The sequence below is a fragment of the Methanolobus sp. ZRKC4 genome (genome assembly GCF_045291305.1).
GTDB lineage: Archaea > Halobacteriota > Methanosarcinia > Methanosarcinales > Methanosarcinaceae > Methanolobus.
The window spans coordinates 2,763,591-2,784,743 of sequence record NZ_CP146983.1 but is presented as its reverse complement, the minus strand read 5'-3'; the positions used below and the strand labels follow the sequence as shown (position 1 = coordinate 2,784,743).

Here is a 21,153-nt window from a genome sequence, read left to right as displayed (position 1 = left end):
CGATCAACAAGCGTGTTAACAAATGGAAAAATTTCAGAATGACTCAGGAATATTCTAGGAGGGCAAGAGGGATTGACGTTAAGTTGAAAAAAGAGAATATGAGGGCTCTGTAGAAATCCTCATTTGAATAATAAAAATAACCTTGACATACCTGTCAAGGTTATGGACTAATATCTTGAATTTGACTTCTTTCACTTGATTCCAATACTTTTTTGCCCTAATCGCTTCCCCATATTTCCTTTTCAGAACGGAGAACATCGTTTCAACCAGGTTTCTGTTATGATACAATGCTTTGTCAAATTCCCATACCATTTTTCTGCGATATTTGCCTCTGATTCTCTTCCTTTTTCTTTGTCTCAAAGGAATCATAGCTATCGAATCTAGTTGTTCTCTTGTTAGTGAATGTATGTCTTCTGAATCATAACCTTTGTCCATTACATAGTACTTTGATCTACGAGTTTTGTGGCATTGCTTCAGTAATTTCATTGCATGCTTTGCATCATGCACAGGCTTATCTGATATCTTGAAACCAGTAACAATGAACTTTGCAGTATCAATAGAGATACTTGTTTTCAGGAAAGATCTTTGTTTCTTTCCTGTTCTCCAGGAATAATAGTAACTACAGTGGCCACTAGTAAACCCACTTGAATTATAGTTATTAACTTAACATTTTCAACTTATTATCCAGAAATGTCTCAATCCATTTTCTTGCGAAGCTAATCTTCGATGAACAATCAATAAACTCCTCAGCAATCAGATTTTTCATATGATCCAGATCTTTCACAAAATTGCGAGAAATAATTCTTTTGACACTTTTCCAGATGAATTCGATTGGATTCAAGTCGGGTGAATATGGAGGTAAATAGACCAATTCAATATCATTTGCCTGTGCAAATTCCACTGTATATTTTGCTCGATGTGATCTAAAATTGTCGAGAATAATTACGATTCTCTCTCCCATGTTATTGTTTTTAACAGCTGATAAAAACGAACATACATCCTCCTTGGTTGAATGTTCTTTGAAATCAATAACAGAATTACCATTCAATGCATAAAAACCGAAGGAGTTTGCTTTTATCCTGGTTGTGTTTTTGAAGATGGCAGGTTTATTGAAAGACCATAAACGAACCGTATTTGATGTTGTTTGGGGAGATGATTCATCAAGAAATCCGATAACGCAATCATCATCGATTAACGGTAAGTTTTTTTTAAACAATCTTCTGCATTTTGTGGTCTTCGATAATCATGCGCATATGGTTTGGCATGATGCATGCCAAACTTCTTCAAGATCACTAGTATTTGCTTAATGGTGTATTGAACCTTAAATTCATTATAAATGAGTTCCTGAACTTCTTTTGTAGACCAATCATCTCTTTCATGTAACATGTCCCTTAGTTTTTCTTTTTGATCATCAGTGAGTTTGGAAGGACATCCTCCTGAAAACCTAGGCTTTAATCCTTCATATCCGTCTTGATTCCACCGCTCTTGCCATTGATATGCAACGGGTTTTGATATCCCTACAAGTTTAGCTGCTTCATTAACAGAAGCTCCTTCATAACGATGTTTAACAAAATATAAACGTTGTAGAACTCGTGTGTCTTTCTCTAATGACTTAATATGTTTAAGCAATTCTTCTGATGAAAGATGATGCTTTATCGGAATTTGTTCGGGTTTAGCCATACAGTATTGTTATACTCAATTAGTATTAAAAGTTTGGTTAATAACTATAATAGCAGTAATCTCTATCTGCTCTCCGCGTGAATAGAATAGTTTTAGAGGATTTCGATATTCCCTCATTTTAGATCATTAAAGTATTCAAACTCAATTATATCCTCTCATTTTTTATCATTTTGTTTAATTTCTCTTCATTAATCCTTATTTTTAGTATAGCTCCCGCTATCCTAAATTACTCCTTTGGTTTTTAGTGTCCTCAATTGATGCAGATTAAAACAAAAAGCTGTCATCAACATTTTTGCATTCACTCTTTCTACAGTTGTAACAAGAACCTTTCTGGTTTTAAATATTTCTTTTGTCACTGCATACACTCTTTCGCAAGGGACTCTTTTCACACTTATTCTTTCATTTCTGAGGATATCCATTATTCCTAAAGGATGTCCTCTTACAGCTCGTTGCATTGTTGCTGCAAAACCTTTTGCTATTGCTCCAAAATATCCTTTATCTCTATACACCACTTCACCCTTTTCAGACAGATCAACCTGTGAATCGTGAAGTGATGCAGTTGTTGTCTCAAATCTTCTGATTAGTTCATAATCCTTATCAATAATTGTATGAAGTTTGTATCCAAAGTGAGATTTACCATTTTTCTTAGTCCAGGTTCCATCTTTGCTTCTTCTTGTTTTCGCATCTTTTCCTCTGAGTACATCTGCTTTTGCATGTCCTGGATCTGAGTGAATAAAAGTTGCATCCTGGATCATTCCTTTTTTAATCTTCAAACCAAGAGCATCAAGCTGATTCTGCATTTCATCCCACACCGCTTTTTCTTTACCATTGTCGATAATTCTCTTCCTGAATGACCAGACAGTTGTACTGTCTGGTACATATTCAGGAAATCCCAGGAATTTCCTAAAGGATATCCTGTCAATACACTGCTTTTCAAGCTCAGCATCAGAAAGACCATGCCATTGTTGCAGAACAAGCATCTTGAACATTACAATAACATCAGCTTCAGGCCGTCCGCCTGAAGCTGTTCTGTTTATGTACATTGACTCCAGAATAGGGCGAAAAGGCTTCCAATCTACTAAATATTCAATTTCAGCAAGCTTATCTCCGACAGATTGGAGACGCTTATATTCTTCATTTAAGGCAAAATCAGTAAAAGAATCCATAATAGTAAATTTGCTTTGCTATTATTTAAATTTTATTAAATTGTATGAGTATTGATGGTAGTTTCTCGAAATCCTCTTTAGTGTTTGCTGCAATAATCCAGTGAAGTAGATATATTTAATTCTTGTAATGAATTTATGCAGTGTAGTAAAATGTGGAACTTTTTTTAATCCAATTCTTGCTTTAACTTTATCCATCACTTCTACAAGTTCAACAATATCTCTATAATCTTCATCAAGATATTCTTTTAACAAAACCAATGTCAATAGCTGGTGCTGAGTATATTTTCTTTTAGAATATTTACAACTGTAAATCTGAAGGTGTGAGTTTCCTGATACAGCTAGCGCTGTATCAACAAACTTTAAGTACTTGTTAGGCAAAACACAATCATCCCCTTTTGTGTTTCTATCGCAAGTAATACTCAGGGGATTTATCCTTTTTAAATTATTATGCTAAAATAAAATGAGAAGTAGGTTTTCTACAGAGCCAGAAAAAGAAAAAAACATATCTGATATTTTAGATAATGTTTGGAACGATGCCAATATAATTAAAAAGAGGTCTGATGAAATTAAGTTTGGAATATCACTTAGTCTTGGCTTAATAGGTGGTGTTGCTGGCGGAATAGAAGGTTCAGGAATAATGTCATTTTTAGGTTATACTTTTTCAAATACAGTGTGGGGGATGCAGGATGAATCAACTAGCGAAAAAATGGCTAAATTTGCTACTCCAAATCACTTAGTATCAATATATGACTTTAAAAAGAAATATGGTTTAAATGATTGAGCGTTCTTTCATTTCAAATTTGCCATATCCACTTCATCACAGCTAGAGTATTCAAATTCAAATTCCCTGTATCATTTATCCTTTTCTGCATATCCCACAATGTAGTCTTTGGAACTCCCATGTCCTTAGCTTCAGATACAGTTATGTTGAGAATCCTCTGCATCTCTTGATCCTTGTTGATGAACTCCTGAGCTTGCTCAACATTCAATTCCTGTTCATCAATATTGTTTGCTTCTTTTCCAATATATACGATAGAATCAGCATGAACGTGTTTTCTTTCCAATACTCCAATATCACCATCAAACTTAGATCCAAGATGATTGGCATACTCAAATATTGTCCTGCTAAGTTGCATGGGAACTATAACAAATGGTAAATGATATATGTTCTTAAAGGGGTCATAATTCGTGGAAAATCATATATATTTATTCAATTGGTGCATGGTTCATCCTTGTGGTTTTTGCAATCATCAATGGGATTATCAGGAATTCTTTTTATGGGAAATTTTTTAGTGAGCTCCTTGCTCATCAAGTCAGTACTGTTATTTTCTGCACACTTATCATAGCATTTTCCTATGTATTCTTCATGTTTTCAGGTGTTACAGGCACTCCGAGAGATTATGCGTATATTGGAATAATGTGGCTTTTTCTGACTGTTGCCTTTGAGTTTCTCTTTGGCTATTACATTGCAGGTCATAGCTGGGAACATCTTCTAACCGACTACAATATATTAAAAGGAAGGATCTGGCTTCTTGTGCCTATAGTCACAGCCTTAGCGCCGTCTATTGTCTACAGGCTGATAAATCACAGCCCATGAGATTCCCATATATACAACCTTTCCCGAACTTTATTAAATACAATTTTTCGTTGTCTTAGTTTAGTAATAGTTTTTAGTAATTTAAGTTCCAAAGACATATCCTATTTAAAACTAATTTACTAATTGTTGATCGATGAAGACTTTGAAGAATTAGAAAGTAAAAACGGGTACGTTCAAAAATAATATCTTGAAGCAAAATACACCTGATAATTCATTGATCAGTTTTTCTTTCCACTGATCTTCCTAACATTTAAAGAAGGGGATTAGAAAATGGCATCAAATAAAGAATCCAATGAACGGGTTTGTATGAAGCTATGTGCGGATTCCACAGCCGATGATATGGAATATATAGCAATGGCAGTACATTCTCTTTGTGGTATTCCAACAACTATTCGCAGTGTTAATTGCAAGGGAATTCTTATGGAAAAAGGAATGGTTGTAGACAGAGGGTACACTGGTCCGATCCTTGAAGAGGTCATAAAGACAAACAGAATTGTCAGAACGAGACCTTTAGAGGGTGTCTATAAAGGAAAGTGTGTTGTAGTCGCTCCAATCAGAGCTAATACAGGTGAAGTTGTTGGTGCTGTAGGTATTGTGGACATTGTGGCATCCCTTGACATTTATTCAATATTCGTGGACTATCCTGAGGTAGTAGATGAAGTAGAAGGAGCAAGAAAAAAGCAAAAAGTTGACCTGTTGAATGAAGTAGAAGAAGCAAGAAAAAAGATGGGATAACGTCACTGCAGAAAATTTGCAATCTCTGATATTTAGGTTTGTGTTATTGAACAGCATGTCTATTTCGTGCCATTCAAAATCAGGAGTTCCACTAGAAATCGCCCTAATCTGCCGGATCTTCTCTGAATCCTGTCTTTCAACAGCATAAGCAGGCTCACTAAAATCAAGAGTTTTCCTTTTCTAAAAAACCATATTGACATCCACTAGTATCTTAATACATGCCATTCTCATTCGCAGATTCTTCCGGGATCATTTGTATGCTGTCCCAGTGTTCGACTATTTTCCCATTATCGTCAAATCTGAAAAAGTCCATTGTAACATATTCTTCGTTATCTGGCCATATTTGATGTGTGTGCAGAGCAACCAGATTGCTTTCTGCTATCGCCCTTACAAATTCGATACTTTTTTCAGGATATTCAGCCTGCATCCTTTCGAAGTACTTGATGAATTCTTCAGTTCCATCATCCACCAATGGATTGTGCTGAATGTATTCTTTGCCCACGTAGAGTTCAGTTGCCTTTCTGGGATTCCCTTCATAGGCCATTTTGTAGAATGCGATTGCATTGTTCTTGTTTTGTTCCAAATTTTGTTCCATTATCCCCACTCCGTTCCTGTCTAAAATTCAAGAGGTTCTTCAATTGCATAATTAGGACATTTTTCGTAGCAGTTACCACATTCAAGGCACAGCGAGCTTTCAATGATGTAAATGTCTCCTTCGTTTATGGCTCCAGTCGGGCATGAATCCTTGCATATTCCACAGGCAATACATTTGTCAGTAATTTTGTATCCGGGTTCAATTGGAGTTTTTCCTCCGAATGCGAATCTTTCACGCTTTGGAGTATTTGTCGAGAGGTCAAAAACTTCACCTACTCCTTTTGGAAGGCAAAATGCTTCCAGAATTTCCCTTGTATCTCCCGGATATATGTGGTTCATGACCGGATTCGCATCAAACATCTTATCTAGGAAACTTCTATCAACAAACTCTATTTTTCCTTTAACTCTTACAGTGACATAATTCTCATCCATGACAACAATGGATATTTCTGGATTAGCTTTTAGTTGCTTGTAGTATGGTTTTCCCCTTGCTGTCAAAAAGTATAGCTTATCGTCTTCATGCAGCATCACATCAACTATCCGAACTTCCGGTATGTTGTTGTTAACAGTTGCAAGCGCTACGGATTTAATGTTTCTCAAAAATTCCAATGGATCATCCATTTCATCACACCATGATCTTTATTGTTAAAATTGAATAGGACAAGTTCTTAACGAAAACTTATCCCTGATATTTGATATTGTTTTCCTTACTGAGCGTAGAAATTACCAGTCGTAATCTCTACTTTCTTCATTCATCAAGATCGAAATGTGGAGTTTGGTGATCCATCACATTTTTTGCAGACAAGGATTTCCAGTAAATCAATCCTGAAAGGATCGCAATAAAAAACTCCACAGATGGTATTACCAGCCAGATCCCCACCCCTCCGAATATTTTTGGAATTACCAATGCGGCAGGAATCAGAAGAACAAAGGCTTTCAGGGATGTTAAGATCAAGGATGATCTGCGATCTTCGGTGGACTGGAAATATTTTAATAGCGCCATGTTTATTGCTGAAAATATGTAGCCAACAGAATAGATTTTCAATGCAGTGCTTGTCAATGAAACAAGCTCTGATTCTGCGGATACATTTACATAGAGGCTGACCATCTGCTCGCTGAATATTGCAATGATGGCAATTATGACAATACTAAGTACAGTTGTTGTTTTCAATGAATACTTTACAATATCATGTATTCTGTTATGTTTTCCATGGCCATAGTTATAGCTTATCAGAGGCTGGTTGGTTTGTGCAATTCCGACAAAAAACATTGCCGACAGCATTGAAGCAGCTCCAACTATTGCAAAAGCAGCTACTCCGGTAGTTCCGTAATATTTAGTGGCCAGAATGTTCATAGTGGCAATGAAAATTGATAATGAAATGGTTTCAATGAATAGGGGAATTGCATTGTGAACTATCCTTGTAATGATCTGCAAATTGAAATTTGGCAACACAAAACGCAAATGCCCCTGTTTTCGGGTAAAATGAATTAATAATACTGCTGCCCCTGTAAATTGAGATAATCCTGTGGCTACTGCTGCTCCGAAGAGCCCCCAGTGAAGTACAAAGACAAAAAATGCATCAAGAGGTATGTTCAGTATACTTCCGCCAAGAGTGCTTAGTAGTGCAAGATTGGGGTTACCGTCATTCCTTACGGCATTTGATAGTGTAATCTGCAAACTGAAGATGAGAATGAAATACAGGATGACTGACAGATATGTCTGCACCATTCCATGTACCTCTTCGGTAGCTCCTATCGCATAGGATATGTCTTCAATAAAAAACAACCCTGCTACTGTGAAGAGGACTGCAATTACGCCAGTTGTGACAAAAACCACTGAAAAAACATTGCTGGCATCCTTGTATTTCTTCTGGGCCAGCATGATGGAAATGATTATTGATGCTCCCAGGGAAAGTGCCAGGATAACTGCATTTATTCCCATTATCAATGGCACACATAAATTTACAGCAGCCAGAGCGGTACTGCCCACTCCTCTGGCAACAATGATACCATCAGCCACAAAATAGACTGCCATTATTAGCATTGAAGCTATTGAGGGAATAGCATATTTCCAGAAAATTGTTGAGATCTTATCGTTTCCAAGATCCATCTTTTTGGCGTCCATATCGATAAGTCCCTTTTCAATATTACATTCGGCACTTTGTTGCAGCTTTCCAGTGGGAACTCCTTCCATTTCCTGTCATTTTTATCATAAGCAGCTTCGTAACTGTTCTGTGCCATTTTGAGAAGCAGTGCCTTTATCTGTGTTTTTTCTTTCTCAGTAAATCCTGAGAAAATAATTTGTTCCATTTCCTGATCGATCCTGATAACTTCCGGGATGATTCTCTCTCCGCTTTCCGTAAGATAAAGCTGCACAGCCCGGCGGTTACTTTCATCGGTGACACGTTTGACAAAGCCTTTATCTTCAAGGACATTTACTGCACGGGCAACACTTCCCTTATCTATGAGAAGTAACCAGGCAATTTTATCCTGTGTCAACCCCTGCTCATACGAAAGTACCATGAGCACGGAGAACTGGCCACCAGAAAGTCCAAGTTCTTTCATTCTGGTGTTAAGCCTCACAAAATTACTGCGATAGGTAATTGAGATTAATGCTCCGATGGGTATATTGTCCATATTTTGCTCCATATAAATTTAGTTGTCCAGTCAACTGTTGACGATGCAACTATGTCTATTTGGTATTTAATGATGTTGATGAGAGTAAGAAATCAGAGATCCATCTCTAAAAAGAAAATAACAAATTTGTGGTGCAGGAGCTTGAACACAATCGCATTGAAGCCAATGAAATAATTGAAAGATATGGTTAGAAGGTTTTTTTAATCGAAACACGAAGGAGATGAGGGAAATGATTCAATATTCGGATTGAATTCAGATAATGAGAAAAAAGCAAAAATGAAGCAAGCAATCAAAATAAAACAATACTTCATCTTGATTTGCTTGATTTCCAGACAATGAATCCATTAAGATACTGAAAAGTAAAATGAGGATTATTCATCCTCATCATAAACAGCATTTTCAAGATGAACAATATCTGTATTTGGTCCCAGAGTAAAATTTTTGCTCTGTCTTAATACTATATTTCCAGCAGGTATAATAATCCCCATAGCAACTCCTGCCAGACCAAAGTATCCAAACGCGCTGGCAAGTGACATACCGTTCCCGAGTAAAGGTTGCATGATTATGGGAGATACAAATTGAGCGAGGAACAATATCGAGGTTAATCCACCAAAGATCCTTCCACGCAGATGCTGGGGTGAAAGCAGACCGATCCAATGGATTAAAGTCGGTTGGATCACGCCGGTTCCTATTCCAGCAAATACAACACCTGCAACAATAGTAGCCATACTACCATTTGCCATTAAGAATAAACCAAGGCCTGTAAACCCAATACCTAAAGCACATCTCATCAGTTCGTCCAGATATTTTGAAATTCGAACCTGACAAAGAGCAGCCACCATACTGGCCATTCCCAAAAGGCCAAGCAAAATACCTCCTATGAGACTGGAAGTAATTCCACTTTCAGTAAAGAGGAATGGTCCTTTTGAAGGTACAGTGAACATAAGTACCATTGCAATGAACATTATAAAATAGACAAATGCTATGGCTCCTATCTTCAATTTACTTTTTGGGTATGTTGTTTCATTTTTACTTACCAGTGTGTGATGTTTTGCAGGTTCCAGCAAGGAAAATGCACCGAACATTATTGGCAAAGCAATCAAATAGATAAAGAATGGATAACGCCAGCTAAATTCAGCAAGTCCTCCACCTCCGGTTTCCAGTATCAAACCACCAAAACCCATGGATGCAGCTTGCATTCCATAAATCTTCTGTCTTTTTGCAGGATCCGCATAATAATCAGTGATCAATGCGGTTGCACAGATCATTATTCCTGCGATCGCTATCCCAAGAACAAACCTTCCCGCAAGAATAGATTCAAGAGAGTCAAAATAAGCTCCTGTAACTCCTGACAGACTGAAAAGGAGAAGGGAAGCTATAAGTAATTTCTTTTTACCGTATTTATCTGCAATGATTCCCATGAACGGGGAACTCAAAGCGATTGCAAGAGAGGGCAAGGTTACCATAAATGACAGGAGGTATTCTGCATTCTCTAAATTGCTGAAATATTGACCCATCTTCGGAAGTGCAGGTGCAACTGCTGCTCCTCCCATAAGAGTGATCATGGAAGCAGCCAGCAGGATAGGTAGTGCTAATTTACTGCTTGAAATAGGGTTTTTATCTATAGCCTGATTTTTCATTATTTTTAATCTCCATTTGGTAGAGGTATAAACTATTGTTGACTAGATTTTTTTAAGTGGAAACTCCTTCCGTTTCTCACCGTCTTTATAAGCAGCTTCATAAGAATTCTGTGCAATTTTGTGGAGTAGTACCTTCGCATGTGTCCTTTCTTCCTCTGTCAATCCTGCCAAAGAAGTATCTTCCAGTTCCAACTCAATTTTGACAACTTTCGGGATGAGCTGTTCCCCTGCTTCCGTAAGATAAAGCTGCACAGCCCGGCGGTTACTTTCATCGGTGACACGTTTGACAAAGCCTTTATCTTCAAGGACATTTACTGCACGGGCAACACTTCCCTTATCTATGAGAAGTAACCAGGCAATTTTATCCTGTGTCAACCCCTGCTCATACGAAAGCACCATAAGTACGAAGAACTGGCCTGCAGAAAGACCAAGTTCTTTCATTTTGTTGTTTATTCTCACAAAATTACTTCGATAGGTTATTCCGATGAATGCTCCGAAAGGTATGTCTTCCATGTGTTGCACCTTTATTGTATACTGTTGTGGCAACAACTGTTGTTCTGGCAATAGTGTATAAACTTGTTATTTAAAGATGGCTGTTGCAGAGAAAGTATATTTCTCAATACTCCGTACCTTTGTCCTTCTTTGCCTCGATTTTTTTCTGTAGTTCAATAAAACCCTGGATAAAGGCTTCGGGCCTTGGAGGACATCCGGGAACAAAGACATCTATAGGGAATATTTCATCCATGTTCTGATGAGTGCTGTAGGATTCGTAGAAAGGACCACCACTTATAGAACAGTCCCCGATGGCCATCACCCATTTTGGCGCAGGCATCTGGTCCCATATCCTTTTCAGGGCAGGGAGATACTTCTTAGTCACATATCCACTGATGATTAGCAAGTCCGCGTGTCTTGGGGAATTACGCGGAATAATACCGAAACGATCAGTGTCGTAGTGAGCAACACCTACGGCAATCAATTCAACACCGCAACAACCCATTGGATTTACTACGAACCACAATGAATTTTTACGGCCCCAGTTGATGACATCCTGAATTTTTGTCTTTTTCAGAAACTCCGCAATGACATTTGAATTAGTGAGTGCTACACCAGGTACATCATCATAACCTATCTGCTCTATTCTTGTTTGATCTAATTCAACCATTTGAGACACTTCCTGTTGGTTAGTGTGGATGTGATATGTTATCCGGATGAATACTCCGGGGGGTATGGAGTCCAGATTTACTCTTTCAAGTGTGTTGCTGCAACAACTGTTGTCATGACAACATTAATGCGAAAGCAGGTATTTAAGGGTATTGTCAGGAGTGAGAAATTGCTAATCGCTATCGAAACCTTTTAATCCAAAGCATTACTTTATGCACTCTGATGAATAACAACTAAGCATTCTGTTCTATTGAAGTTGTTAGCGGTTAATCGAAGATTTGGAGTCCCGGATTTAAATCCACAAAAGGAGGGGGTTCATTGTGAATTCATGTTAATATCTTCCTGGTTTTAAACCATATAAATTCAATGAATTGCCTTATATAATATCAAGGTACACTTAATGCACATATACTTCATACAGACTTAATATATAGCTACTAACAAAAAGTATACTGGATGAGATCATGGTAATCGATAAGAAACTTATCAACATCAGGAATAACAAGGAATACCACTGTCCTGTGGAAGCAACCCTTGATGTAATTGGTGGGAAGTGGAAGCCTCTAATCCTCTGGAAGTTGAAAGAAGTAGAGGTCATACGTTATAACAAGCTGCAACAGAATCTCCATGGTGTTTCTCCGAGAATGCTGACAAAACAGTTAAGGGAGCTTGAAGAGGATGGCCTGATAAATCGTAAGATGTATCCGGAAATTCCTCCGAAAGTCGAATATTCATTAACCGAATTTGGTAAGACCGTTGCTCCCATACTTGAGGCACTTTGTGACTGGGGCAGTGAATACCTGGGAAGGCAGTGTACACTTGGGCAGGATGAATAAAACATTACATTCGATTATTCAAATCTTTGCAACCTTTAATTAGATCATAAATTCCCCGTAATCCCCATGTCCTCTTCATTTGTCCGTTTAACTTTATTCGAGTAATGAGCACTGCCTACTGTAACAGGTGCTCTATCCTGAATATGATCAACACTTTTTTCGATTACACCTTCAGATGCCATTAAGTTAAGGTGCCATCTAAGGATAGTCTTTGAAGAAACACGACTGTTTTTTGACTGCTTAGAGTCTTACTTCTACAAGACAGTGGTATTTTTTGTTGTTTTTTATGTTGGCAAGTTTTTCATAGTTTCTATTGTCACGTGCGGTATACTTTTTGTTAGTAGCTATATAAAAAGTCTGCATGAAATATATGAGCATTAAGTGTATTTTGTATGATTCCATCAACTATATCTTTGGGGTAACCAATATGATAACCGTAGGTTCAGCTTATAGGGACCTAGGCATCGGCTTGCATCGGAAGATGTCAAAAAAGATTCAGAAATGATGTGGTATAAGGGAAATGAAACCAATAACACTAGAGGAAATGCTTGCACTGCCATTGAACAAATTTGTCGATAGGTGCGTGGACTGGTGTGAAGAGTTCAATGATGAACAAACCATGAAAACAGATAAAGAAACACCCTGCTCAGTTCTATTTTGGGTAGTGAATAATCAAAAGAAGTGTTCAAAGGGAAACGTGGCAAATATTGAGCATTGTCCTGTGTGCGATCAACCGGTATGTCCAAATTGTATGAATCATAACGTGCATCAGCTGTTAAGGGTTACTGGCTATCTTTCCACTGTGGCTGGTTGGCTGGAACGCGTCAAAAAAGCAGGGATTGAAGGGTAGAAATAAGAATTTGAGTTCTGCCACTATTTGAATGGTGACTTATATTTGATGCTATGTGGAATACTTATTCAAACAAGTACCAATCAGGCTGAAACTGGTAACTCTGTTCAACATATGGTATTTTTAAAATAATTGTGAGTTTCCATTAGAGTCTGAATATTAAGGATTTCTACAAAGCTGAAGATTGATTGATGGAATGCAAATGATGAAAATTTTATTTATAACTGTAAGGTGAAAAAATGGGAATAACAACTCAATGCAAAAAACTTAGCCCCATTGCTGAAGATATCCTCGGTAAAAGGTATTACCATAAAGGGGAGGATTGGAGCGGACTATGTGAAAGAGTCGCATTTGTAATATCAAATGGTGACAAAGAATTAGCAGATGACTTCTTTGATGTAATGTACAACCTTGATTTCTTGCCAAATTCTCCTACATTGGCAAATGCAGGTAAAGAAGGTGACAGACAACAGCTTTCTGCATGTTTCATATTGCCTGTTGAGGATGATCTGGTTGAAATAATGGGAACAGTCAAAAACACCGCTGTTGTTCATAAAAGCGGTGGTGGGACTGGTTTTGATTTCTCTTCAACCAGACCCAAAGGTTCCCCGGTATCATCAACAAATGGTGTTGCATCCGGTCCTCTCAGCTGGATGAAAATCATCAATGCAACTACAGAAGAGGTCAAACAGGGTGGTATGAGACGTGGTGCAAACATGGGTACTCTCCGTGTGGACCATCCGGATATTCTTGACTTCATCCTTTGTAAGAAGAATGACAAGATGATGACAAACTTCAATTTGTCCGTTGCTGTATCTGAAGTTTTCATGGATGCTGTTGAGAAGGGCGATGATTTTGAACTGGTAGATCCTCATAATAGCGAAGTAGTCCGTATGGATGCCCGTGAGGTATTTGATATCATATGCGAGAATGCCTGGGAATCCGGTGAACCCGGAATGATATTCATTGATACGGTAAATTCCACTAATCCTGTTCCTCATCTCGGTGCGATCAAATCATCAAATCCATGTGGTGAGTTCTATTTCATTCCATTCGGTGTATGTAATCTCGGTTCAATAAACCTGGTCAATATGCTGAAACCTACAGAAGATGGACTTTATGCAATTGATTTTGACCGTCTCAAGAAGATCACTGAAATTGCAGTCACATTCCTGGATAAGGTTATTGATGTGAATCATTTCCCATTACCTGAGATCCATGATATGGCACACAAGACCAGACCTATTGGATTAGGTGTCATGGGACTTGCAGACATGTTGTTGTACATGAAATTACCCTATGACAGTGATGCGGGTCGTGAAATGGTTGGGAAGGTCATGAAGTTCATTGATAACGCTGGATGGGCTACATCAAACATGCTTGGTCGTGAATTCGGTACATTCCCTGAGTTCCAGCAAGAAAACCTTCCATCACAGAAGACACCAAGAAATTGTCAGATCACAACAATAGCACCAACAGGTACACTTGCAACATTCGCTGGTGTATCATTTGGAATTGAGCCTAACTTCAATTTCGTGTATAAGAGGAAGATTATTGATAGCGAATTCATTCAAGTCCATCCACTCTTTGAGAAGGTGGCGAAGGAAGAAGGTTTCTATTCTGAAGGACTGATGGAAATACTCAGGACAACTCCATCTCTGCAGATGAGAGATCTGACTGAAGTTCCGGACCATGTGAAGGAATACTTCATCACAGCTTTCGATGTTTCACCTGAAGACCATGTGAAGATGCAAGCTACGGTCCAGAAGTATGTTGACAACGCCGTCTCAAAGACTATAAATCTCCAGTATGACGCTACATCTAAGCAAATTGGAGAATTGTATATGATGGCCTGGAAACTCGGATGTAAGGGTCTTACAGTCTATCGTGATGGCTCCAGGGACGACCAGGTGATCGTTGCTGCAAAAGAGTCAGATGCGGACGATATAAAGCTCCTTGAAATATGCGGAGATACAGATTTTGAAGAAGCTGATATTGAAGAAGATATCGCTCCTACTCAGATCGATATCATGAATCCTGATACACTCGCTTTTGCAATGGAAGGTTTATCTCCTGAAGAGAAGTCTGAGCTTCTTCAGAGAGTAAATCTCTTCAGATTGGATTACAATACAGAAATCGACTTGCATCCAAAGGAAACTGTAAACGGTAGAAGGATAAAGTTCACAACCGGATGTGGTGAATTATATTGCAAATCGTTCGAGAATCCAATAGGGGATGGTAATGATGCAATTCCTTGGGAGCTGTTCATGACCACTGTTGGTGGTGGATGTAAAGCTCATTCTGCTGCACTTGCGATCACTGTGTCACTTGCATTGCAGGGAAGAGCAAATATCAAAAGCCTTACGCATCATTGGAGTAAGATCCAGTGTGATGCATGTAAAGGCCGTGATACTGATGGTAAGTCATGTCCTTCGATCGTGGCCAATTACATCAGATCATTGACCAAAGAGTCGGTTACCGGTACAACAGAAAAGACGATCAACAAACCAAGGATTGCTCAAGAAGTCACTAAAGTACAGACATCATTGAAGGGTGTTTGTCCGGAATGTGGTGAAGAGATAAGGCGCATTGATGGATGTAGAAGTTGTTCAGCATGTGGCTGGACAAGGTGTGATTAATGTCACATCATCTATTCTTTGATAAAACGTGTGCGTAAAAAGACTGTTGACAAAACAAATTTGTTTACAATCTTAATTTAGCATTCTTTGATAAAAATTGAGGCCATAGTTTTCGGTAAATTTCAGCAAAACCTCCATTATCTCACTATACTATACTTTTTGTTAGTGACTATATAGTAAGTCTGTATGAGGTATATGTATATTAAATGTGTTTTGAAGCATATAATGCAATTCATTAGATTTGTATTGTTTAAACAATGAAGGTATGCAAATGAAAGTAGTCGCTATAAACGGAAGCCCACGTAAAGAGGGGAACACAGCAGCCATGTTGAAAGAACTCACGTCTAAACTCGAATCAGAAGGCATCGAGACCGAAACTATCACCATTGGCGGAAAGAAGATTCATGGCTGTACAGCATGTATGAAATGCTTTGAGAATAAGAACAGCAAATGTATTTTTGATGATGACGGCATCAATGAATGCATCGCGAAAATGAAGGAAGCTGATGGTATAGTGATTGGTTCACCTACTTACTTTGCAGATGTCAACACAGAGACCAAGGCACTCATAGACCGTGCAGGATTCGTGTCTATTGCAAATGATCAATTCTTTTCCAGAAAAGTCGGTGCTGCTGTGGTAGCAGTTCGCAGGGCAGGTGCAGTACGTGCCTATGATACCATCAATCACCTGTTCGGCATTACCAACATGTTCGCCGTGGGTTCAACTTACTGGAACATTGGTATCGGTCTGAACCCCGGCGATGTCGAAGATGACGCTGAGGGTATGCAGACCATGGATAATCTCGCCTCCAACATGGCATGGTTGTTGAAGAAGATTAATTCCGAGTAAATAAAAATAGAGGAATTGGCAATAAAATGAGAATCACTGGAATATTGGGGGAATGTCATAACGACATTTTCTCTGTGATTCTTTAATGTCAAAAGCCTTCCCATGTATCAAATGTTTCTGAATTCCTTTCTTTTCTTCCTTCGCCCCATCTTCTATATCATTCTAATTTGATGGAAGCTGTATGAATTCATATTACAAAACAATTATATAGGTGCAAACATCTCCAATGCAATTCTGATATGGACGATTCATGAAGATGAAGAAAAATGGATGATCGAAAAAAAGGAATACTTTACTTACTGATAGTTGCTGCAATGTGGGGTTTTTCTTTCATTGCCACAAAAGTGTTGCTTGATTATCTCAATCCTGCAATCATTGCATTTGCTCGTTTCTTGATTGCGGCCATTCTCCTGTTAGCTATTTCCCGGGAACGAGAAAATTATACCCAAAATGAGATTAAGTATGTAGTACTTGCAGGTTTTCTTGGTATTACCTGTTACTACATGTTTGAAAATGTGGCACTGACATTCACAACAGCTACCAATTCATCACTTATAGGTGCTACTATACCTATTTTTTTCATTATGACTGTCGATATAATCAGAAAGAGGCTATCAAACCCAAAAAAATATTTTGGTGCATTTATTGCTCTTTTTGGAGTAAGTCTGCTGATACTGAATGGGAAATACAATCTTAACCTGAATCCTCTGGGGGATTTCCTTATGTTTGGGTCAGTCTTTTCATGGGTATTTTATACCCTTATCATAGAACGTATGAGTTCAAGGAACTTACTCATTGTTTCCCGGGATCTCACATTAGCAGGTATGGTCTTTCTCCTTCCATTTGTATTCTATGAAGCACAGACCCTAAAGATATGGACATTCACTCAAAATGACCTTCTGATAGTTCTCGCTGCTCTCATTTATCTTGGTGCGTTCTGTTCAGCACTGGGATTTTTCTACTGGAACAAAGCTATACATCTTGCTGGATCATCTACCTCAACTACTGCTCTCTACCTTATTCCATTTGTAGCGATTATAGGGGACAGCATAATAATTGGAAATTTACCAAATATCTATGTAATAACAGGGGCAGTTTTTGTAGTTGCAGGTGTCTACTTTTCTGAACATTCCTGATAGAGGCGATATACTAATAAATGCAAAGCATATAGGCAAAGACCTGTAAAGTTAGTATGCACATCAATGCGGAGTTATCATCATGAAAATACGTGAGCTTATCAGCCATCATTCCACCAGCACTGAAAAAAGAGGAAACGGGATTACAATCCATACGATCAATGTTTCCGAACCTATAGAAACACCCGAACGATTCAGCTATCTGGATTTCCTGTCCGAGGAACCGTCCAGAAGGATCTGGGCAAGTGACCAATACAGGACGATATTGATAGAGATTGATGGTGAACTAACCGCTTACGAACATGTGAGACTGGCAAACTACAGGATCCAGTTAGATGGTCTCAAGGAAAAATACGAAGAAGAAAAGGTGAAGGGTCTGCAAGAACTTGCTGATGCATTTACGTTCGCCAGCGATGAACACAAAAGCGGTGTAAGGAAGTCAGGTACTCCATACATATCACATCCAATGGATGTAGCATCCATCCTTCTCAAAGAAAATGCGTCATATGAACTTGTTATAGCAGGATTGCTACATGACATCGTTGAAGATACTGACGTTGATATTGCAACAATATTAGTTAAATATGGCCAGCAGGTTGCTGATTACGTGGACGCTGTTACCGAACCTGAAGAGCTAAGACAGCCTGCAACTGGTGACAAGACACAAAACTGGAAAGAACGAAAGGAATACACCATCAGAAATATGGCTAGGGCAAACAGCGAGATAAAACTCCTCTCATGTGCAGACAAGCTCGCCAATATCAGAGACCTTATCAGTGATATAGGGATTCAGGGAGAAGGGTTCTGGGACAAGTTCAATGCACCTAGGGAAGAACAGCAATGGTACTATCGCTCAATGCTTGAAGCATTTGCTACAGGTCCCCAGAACATCACAGAGACCCGTGCTTATCGTGATTTCAAGGAATGTGTGGACAACCTGTTCTGAATTGAAAACTACATTCCAAATAACAGATTGCTTATTGTAAGCAATCTTCTTATTCATTAAATCCTGAAATTCTTCAGTAAACTTCTTAGCTCCCGAATATTTCAATCTCGAAGCATAGCTTTCAGTTTAGGTCAATACCTGATTCTGATCCGGCAGCTTACCTATAAGTAAAAAACAGTCAAAAGACACTTCAGTTCTTGACCTTGGAATGATGCCTTACTTCTTCAATTTCAGCTTTTCCAAGGGCTTTTAAAAAGTGCGCGGCGCGGGTAGTTGTATGCTGGTGTCTTTCTCTCACACGGGCCTGATAGATGCGTATGGAGCGAAGGAAATCTATCTTACGGAACTCCGGCCAGAATGGTGCGCAGAAATATGCTGCACATTCGTTTCCATTAGCCTGCCATGGGAGGAAATTGGATACTCGTTCATCTCCGCCTGTGCGTATGACCAGGTCCACATCAGGTAGTGCTGAGCCATTTGAAGGGTACAGGTGCCCGGATATGGTATCTTCATTGATATCTTCAGGTTCCAGTTCTCCGGCCTGGACCTTGCCAGCAATTTCCTGTACCGCCTGAACAATTTCCTGTCTGCCGCCGTATGCTATTGCAACATTGAGATTGAATTTATCATACACTGATGTTACAAGTTCAACATTCTTGATGGAATCGCGGAGCGGTTCTGGTAATTTATCGATATCTCCAATGGCATGAACTCTCATCTTTCTTTCATGCGTTCTTTCGTCGACGACTATCTCATCGAACTTAATTCTGATAAGGTCAAAGAGTTTATCCTTCTCATCGTCAGACCTGTTAAAATTCTCAGTTGAAAAAGCGTAGATGGTAAGGTGTTCCACTCCTATCTCACAGGCCCATTCCATTACATTCTCAGTAACATCTGCTCCCCTGCTGTGTCCGAAAGAACTGATCTGGCCGAGCTTACGCGCATACCTGCGGTTCCCGTCCATAATAATAGCTACATGTCGTGGAACATCTTCACTTTGAACTTCCTGCGTAAGCAGACGTTCATATCCTTTGTATACTATTCGGGGTATACTTCTTAGTATGAGTGACACTCCCGTGTTTTAAGTGAAATTTAATTATGTTTTTAGCTTGAAACCTTTCAAAATGGAAAAAGAGAGAGTTTACGTTAATAATTTTCCAGAACAGTTTTTACAATATCTCTATAATCTTCTTTCAACAAATAGATATTATGATCACCAGTCACATCAATGCTAAGTATTCCTAATCTGGTATTCATAAGGCCTACCATTGCTGAAACACCTCTGTAACTTACATCAAAATCAGCGTTGTGAAGATGTTCGTAAACGTCGCCTGTAGTGAATTTACCCCCTTTGAGGAATAATTTCAATACGACTTTACGTATACCTGTGTCATCGCGACTAAGATATTTTATGAGTCTCTCCCTTACTCGCTCTTCTATCGTTTCCAGTACAAACACCTCTTTTTTTTATATGTTACTTTCTCTTATAAAACTATTTATTTGAAATAGCTTTAAAATCCTTATTGGATATGAGAATTGTACCATCTATATCATTCTCCCTTATATATTTTAGCTTTTACAAGGGTATCTTCTCAACAATTAGTCCATCTTTAAGAGGATATCTTTCAAGAATGTACAATTTTCTTATCGGAGTCCTGATCGATTCTGCAACATCTTCCAGTATCCACCAGGCAATATCAATTCCATCTGCAGCGGTTTCCATCATTTCAGGAGGTACTTCCATCTGCAATAGTTCATTATTTACAATTTTAAGTTCATCACTTGTAACACATTCAATATGTCCATAATATATAGTGCCATCCTCACTTATCTCATCAAAGGGCCTTGCGGTGTTCTCAGCAATACGTATAAGCCTGTTTCGAAGCTGAACCGCATCTTTGTAACTTGATGAACAGAAGTGTATCATTTCACAATTTTGGGCAATTTCAGTTGCATATTCCTCAGAACCGATAACTGCATTTGATACATCATCTCTCAGCGTATAACCTTTTGCTTTCATCGCATCAGTATTTGTGTCGGAAAACTCCAGTTCATTAAGGTTAAGGAAGCACCCGACCTTCTCTACAAAAAGTGCCATTTTATCAGCACCTTCAATAGAAGGTATCTCTATTCCTGCTTCCATTTCCAGTTCCTTTGCAAAGTTTATTGAATCTGCATAGCTGGTAGTATCCATTCTGCCCCACAGCTCCACAGGGGGATGGAACCTTATCTCATCGAGTCCTGCCTGAGATAGCTCATTTAGCGTTTTCCTGTCAGGAGCAATGGATGTATACATGTGTATATGGTGTTGAGCCCCGAACTCTTTTTTCAGGAGTTTAATATAATGGATAACTCTATCCATTTTTAAAAGAGGCTCTCCTCCGGTAATCCCTGTCCCGAGTGCATTCATCTGTCTCGCTTCTTCAAGGACATCCTGGTCAGAAAGGACCTTCCTTTCATTGGCATAAGTATCGTCAGTACGCCTCTCGTCTGATACAGGGCAATAAAAACAATCTTTCGGGCAGACTCCTGTGACGAAAAGCACCATCTTTGCTCCTTGCTGGCAGAGTTTGCATCCATCCGATAGAAAAGAAGAGAATGAACCTGATTCTCCCGGGATAAGTTTACTCATTCAGGCTTCCTATAACTTGCAGGTATATAAGGTTATTTTTATAGCCCCACATCC

22 protein-coding genes and 4 pseudogenes are annotated in these 21,153 nt (G+C 38.7%); 10 read left to right on the top strand and 16 right to left on the bottom strand.

Features of this window, described 5'->3' with window-relative positions; all coding sequences use genetic code 11:
- Nucleotides 1-78: 78 nt before the first annotated feature.
- From V7O67_RS13665 to V7O67_RS13650, 4 genes and pseudogenes are all read right to left on the bottom strand, one after another.
- Nucleotides 79-663 (bottom strand): annotated as a pseudogene (locus V7O67_RS13665) (IS5 family transposase); the annotation flags it as partial.
- Nucleotides 659-1,680, bottom strand: a pseudogene (locus V7O67_RS13660) (IS630 family transposase). The pseudogenes V7O67_RS13665 and V7O67_RS13660, both read right to left, overlap by 5 nt.
- Before the next feature lie 221 nt (nt 1,681-1,901).
- Nucleotides 1,902-2,846 carry an IS5 family transposase gene (locus tag V7O67_RS13655; protein WP_342303665.1) on the bottom strand — a complete coding sequence of 315 codons (945 nt, stop codon included), beginning with the start codon at nt 2,844-2,846 and terminating at the stop codon, nt 1,902-1,904.
- A gap of 75 nt (nt 2,847-2,921) precedes the next feature.
- Nucleotides 2,922-3,263, bottom strand: a pseudogene (locus V7O67_RS13650) (IS5/IS1182 family transposase); the annotation flags it as partial.
- Between the two features lie 43 nt (nt 3,264-3,306).
- Here V7O67_RS13650 and V7O67_RS13645 point away from each other — a divergent pair.
- A complete protein-coding gene (locus V7O67_RS13645) occupies nt 3,307-3,627 on the top strand; it encodes a hypothetical protein (protein WP_342304322.1) in 321 nt (106 codons plus the stop codon).
- A 13-nt stretch (nt 3,628-3,640) separates the two neighbouring features.
- Here the strand turns inward: V7O67_RS13645 and V7O67_RS13640 are convergent, their stop codons facing one another.
- Nucleotides 3,641-3,982 carry a hypothetical protein gene (locus V7O67_RS13640; protein ID WP_342304323.1) on the bottom strand — a complete coding sequence of 114 codons (342 nt, stop codon included), beginning with the start codon at nt 3,980-3,982 and terminating at the stop codon, nt 3,641-3,643.
- Between the two features lie 98 nt (nt 3,983-4,080).
- Here V7O67_RS13640 and V7O67_RS13635 point away from each other — a divergent pair, with 98 nt between their 5' ends.
- Nucleotides 4,081-4,443, top strand: a complete 363-nt coding sequence (locus tag V7O67_RS13635; protein ID WP_342304324.1) for a hypothetical protein — start codon at nt 4,081-4,083, stop codon at nt 4,441-4,443.
- Between the two features lie 270 nt (nt 4,444-4,713).
- Complete coding sequence (locus V7O67_RS13630) at nt 4,714-5,178, top strand: DUF2111 domain-containing protein (protein WP_342304325.1); 465 nt, start codon at nt 4,714-4,716, stop codon at nt 5,176-5,178.
- A gap of 211 nt (nt 5,179-5,389) precedes the next feature.
- Here the strand turns inward: V7O67_RS13630 and V7O67_RS13625 are convergent, their stop codons facing one another.
- From V7O67_RS13625 to fpoB, 7 genes are all read right to left on the bottom strand, one after another.
- Nucleotides 5,390-5,773 carry a nuclear transport factor 2 family protein gene (locus V7O67_RS13625; protein ID WP_342304326.1) on the bottom strand — a complete coding sequence of 128 codons (384 nt, stop codon included), beginning with the start codon at nt 5,771-5,773 and terminating at the stop codon, nt 5,390-5,392.
- 20 nt (nt 5,774-5,793) lie between these two features.
- Complete coding sequence (locus tag V7O67_RS13620) at nt 5,794-6,393, bottom strand: 4Fe-4S binding protein (protein ID WP_342304327.1); 600 nt, start codon at nt 6,391-6,393, stop codon at nt 5,794-5,796.
- A 127-nt stretch (nt 6,394-6,520) separates the two neighbouring features.
- Nucleotides 6,521-7,897 (bottom strand): MATE family efflux transporter, encoded by a 1,377-nt coding sequence (locus V7O67_RS13615; protein ID WP_406670265.1) that lies wholly within the window; start codon nt 7,895-7,897, stop codon nt 6,521-6,523.
- Nucleotides 7,822-8,409 carry a MarR family winged helix-turn-helix transcriptional regulator gene (locus tag V7O67_RS13610; RefSeq protein ID WP_406670263.1) on the bottom strand — a complete coding sequence of 196 codons (588 nt, stop codon included), beginning with the start codon at nt 8,407-8,409 and terminating at the stop codon, nt 7,822-7,824. The genes V7O67_RS13615 and V7O67_RS13610 overlap by 76 nt, the downstream gene beginning before the upstream one ends.
- A 371-nt stretch (nt 8,410-8,780) precedes the next feature.
- A complete protein-coding gene (locus V7O67_RS13605; protein ID WP_342304330.1) occupies nt 8,781-10,049 on the bottom strand; it encodes an MFS transporter in 1,269 nt (422 codons plus the stop codon).
- Between the two features lie 42 nt (nt 10,050-10,091).
- A complete protein-coding gene (locus V7O67_RS13600; RefSeq protein ID WP_406670262.1) occupies nt 10,092-10,562 on the bottom strand; it encodes a MarR family winged helix-turn-helix transcriptional regulator in 471 nt (156 codons plus the stop codon).
- Nucleotides 10,563-10,665: 103 nt separating this feature from the next.
- Nucleotides 10,666-11,211, bottom strand: a complete 546-nt coding sequence (gene fpoB / locus V7O67_RS13595) for a F(420)H(2) dehydrogenase subunit B (RefSeq protein WP_406670260.1) — start codon at nt 11,209-11,211, stop codon at nt 10,666-10,668.
- A 24-nt stretch (nt 11,212-11,235) separates the two neighbouring features.
- On the opposite strand from fpoB, the gene V7O67_RS13590 reads away from it, so the two are divergent.
- Nucleotides 11,236-11,406 carry a hypothetical protein gene (locus tag V7O67_RS13590; RefSeq protein ID WP_406670259.1) on the top strand — a complete coding sequence of 57 codons (171 nt, stop codon included), beginning with the start codon at nt 11,236-11,238 and terminating at the stop codon, nt 11,404-11,406.
- Nucleotides 11,407-11,674: 268 nt separating this feature from the next.
- Nucleotides 11,675-12,046, top strand: coding sequence for a winged helix-turn-helix transcriptional regulator (locus V7O67_RS13585; RefSeq protein WP_406656372.1), 372 nt, complete (start codon nt 11,675-11,677; stop codon nt 12,044-12,046).
- 44 nt (nt 12,047-12,090) lie between these two features.
- Here V7O67_RS13585 and V7O67_RS13580 read toward each other — a convergent pair.
- Nucleotides 12,091-12,273: pseudogene (locus V7O67_RS13580) on the bottom strand (integrase); the annotation flags it as partial.
- Nucleotides 12,274-12,566: 293 nt separating this feature from the next.
- Between V7O67_RS13580 and V7O67_RS13575 the strand changes: the two are divergent.
- From V7O67_RS13575 to V7O67_RS13555, 5 genes are all read left to right on the top strand, one after another.
- Nucleotides 12,567-12,896, top strand: coding sequence for a hypothetical protein (locus V7O67_RS13575; protein ID WP_342304334.1), 330 nt, complete (start codon nt 12,567-12,569; stop codon nt 12,894-12,896).
- Nucleotides 12,897-13,135: 239 nt separating this feature from the next.
- A complete protein-coding gene (locus V7O67_RS13570; protein ID WP_342304335.1) occupies nt 13,136-15,535 on the top strand; it encodes an adenosylcobalamin-dependent ribonucleoside-diphosphate reductase in 2,400 nt (799 codons plus the stop codon).
- A 271-nt stretch (nt 15,536-15,806) separates the two neighbouring features.
- Nucleotides 15,807-16,385 carry a flavodoxin family protein gene (locus V7O67_RS13565; RefSeq protein ID WP_342304336.1) on the top strand — a complete coding sequence of 193 codons (579 nt, stop codon included), beginning with the start codon at nt 15,807-15,809 and terminating at the stop codon, nt 16,383-16,385.
- A 266-nt stretch (nt 16,386-16,651) separates the two neighbouring features.
- A complete protein-coding gene (locus V7O67_RS13560; RefSeq protein WP_342304337.1) occupies nt 16,652-17,521 on the top strand; it encodes a DMT family transporter in 870 nt (289 codons plus the stop codon).
- 82 nt (nt 17,522-17,603) lie between these two features.
- On the top strand, nt 17,604-18,467 hold the full coding sequence (locus V7O67_RS13555; protein WP_342304338.1) for an HD domain-containing protein: 864 nt from the start codon (nt 17,604-17,606) through the stop codon (nt 18,465-18,467).
- Between the two features lie 190 nt (nt 18,468-18,657).
- Here V7O67_RS13555 and uppS read toward each other — a convergent pair whose 3' ends face one another.
- The 3 genes from uppS to V7O67_RS13540 all read right to left on the bottom strand — a co-directional run bounded on the left by uppS (nt 18,658) and on the right by V7O67_RS13540 (nt 21,099).
- Nucleotides 18,658-19,539, bottom strand: coding sequence for a polyprenyl diphosphate synthase (gene uppS / locus V7O67_RS13550; protein WP_406670256.1), 882 nt, complete (start codon nt 19,537-19,539; stop codon nt 18,658-18,660).
- 74 nt (nt 19,540-19,613) lie between these two features.
- Nucleotides 19,614-19,925 carry a DUF2551 domain-containing protein gene (locus V7O67_RS13545; protein WP_406658087.1) on the bottom strand — a complete coding sequence of 104 codons (312 nt, stop codon included), beginning with the start codon at nt 19,923-19,925 and terminating at the stop codon, nt 19,614-19,616.
- 118 nt (nt 19,926-20,043) lie between these two features.
- Nucleotides 20,044-21,099 carry a radical SAM protein gene (locus tag V7O67_RS13540; protein ID WP_342304340.1) on the bottom strand — a complete coding sequence of 352 codons (1,056 nt, stop codon included), beginning with the start codon at nt 21,097-21,099 and terminating at the stop codon, nt 20,044-20,046.
- Between the last annotated feature and the right edge of the window lie 54 nt (nt 21,100-21,153).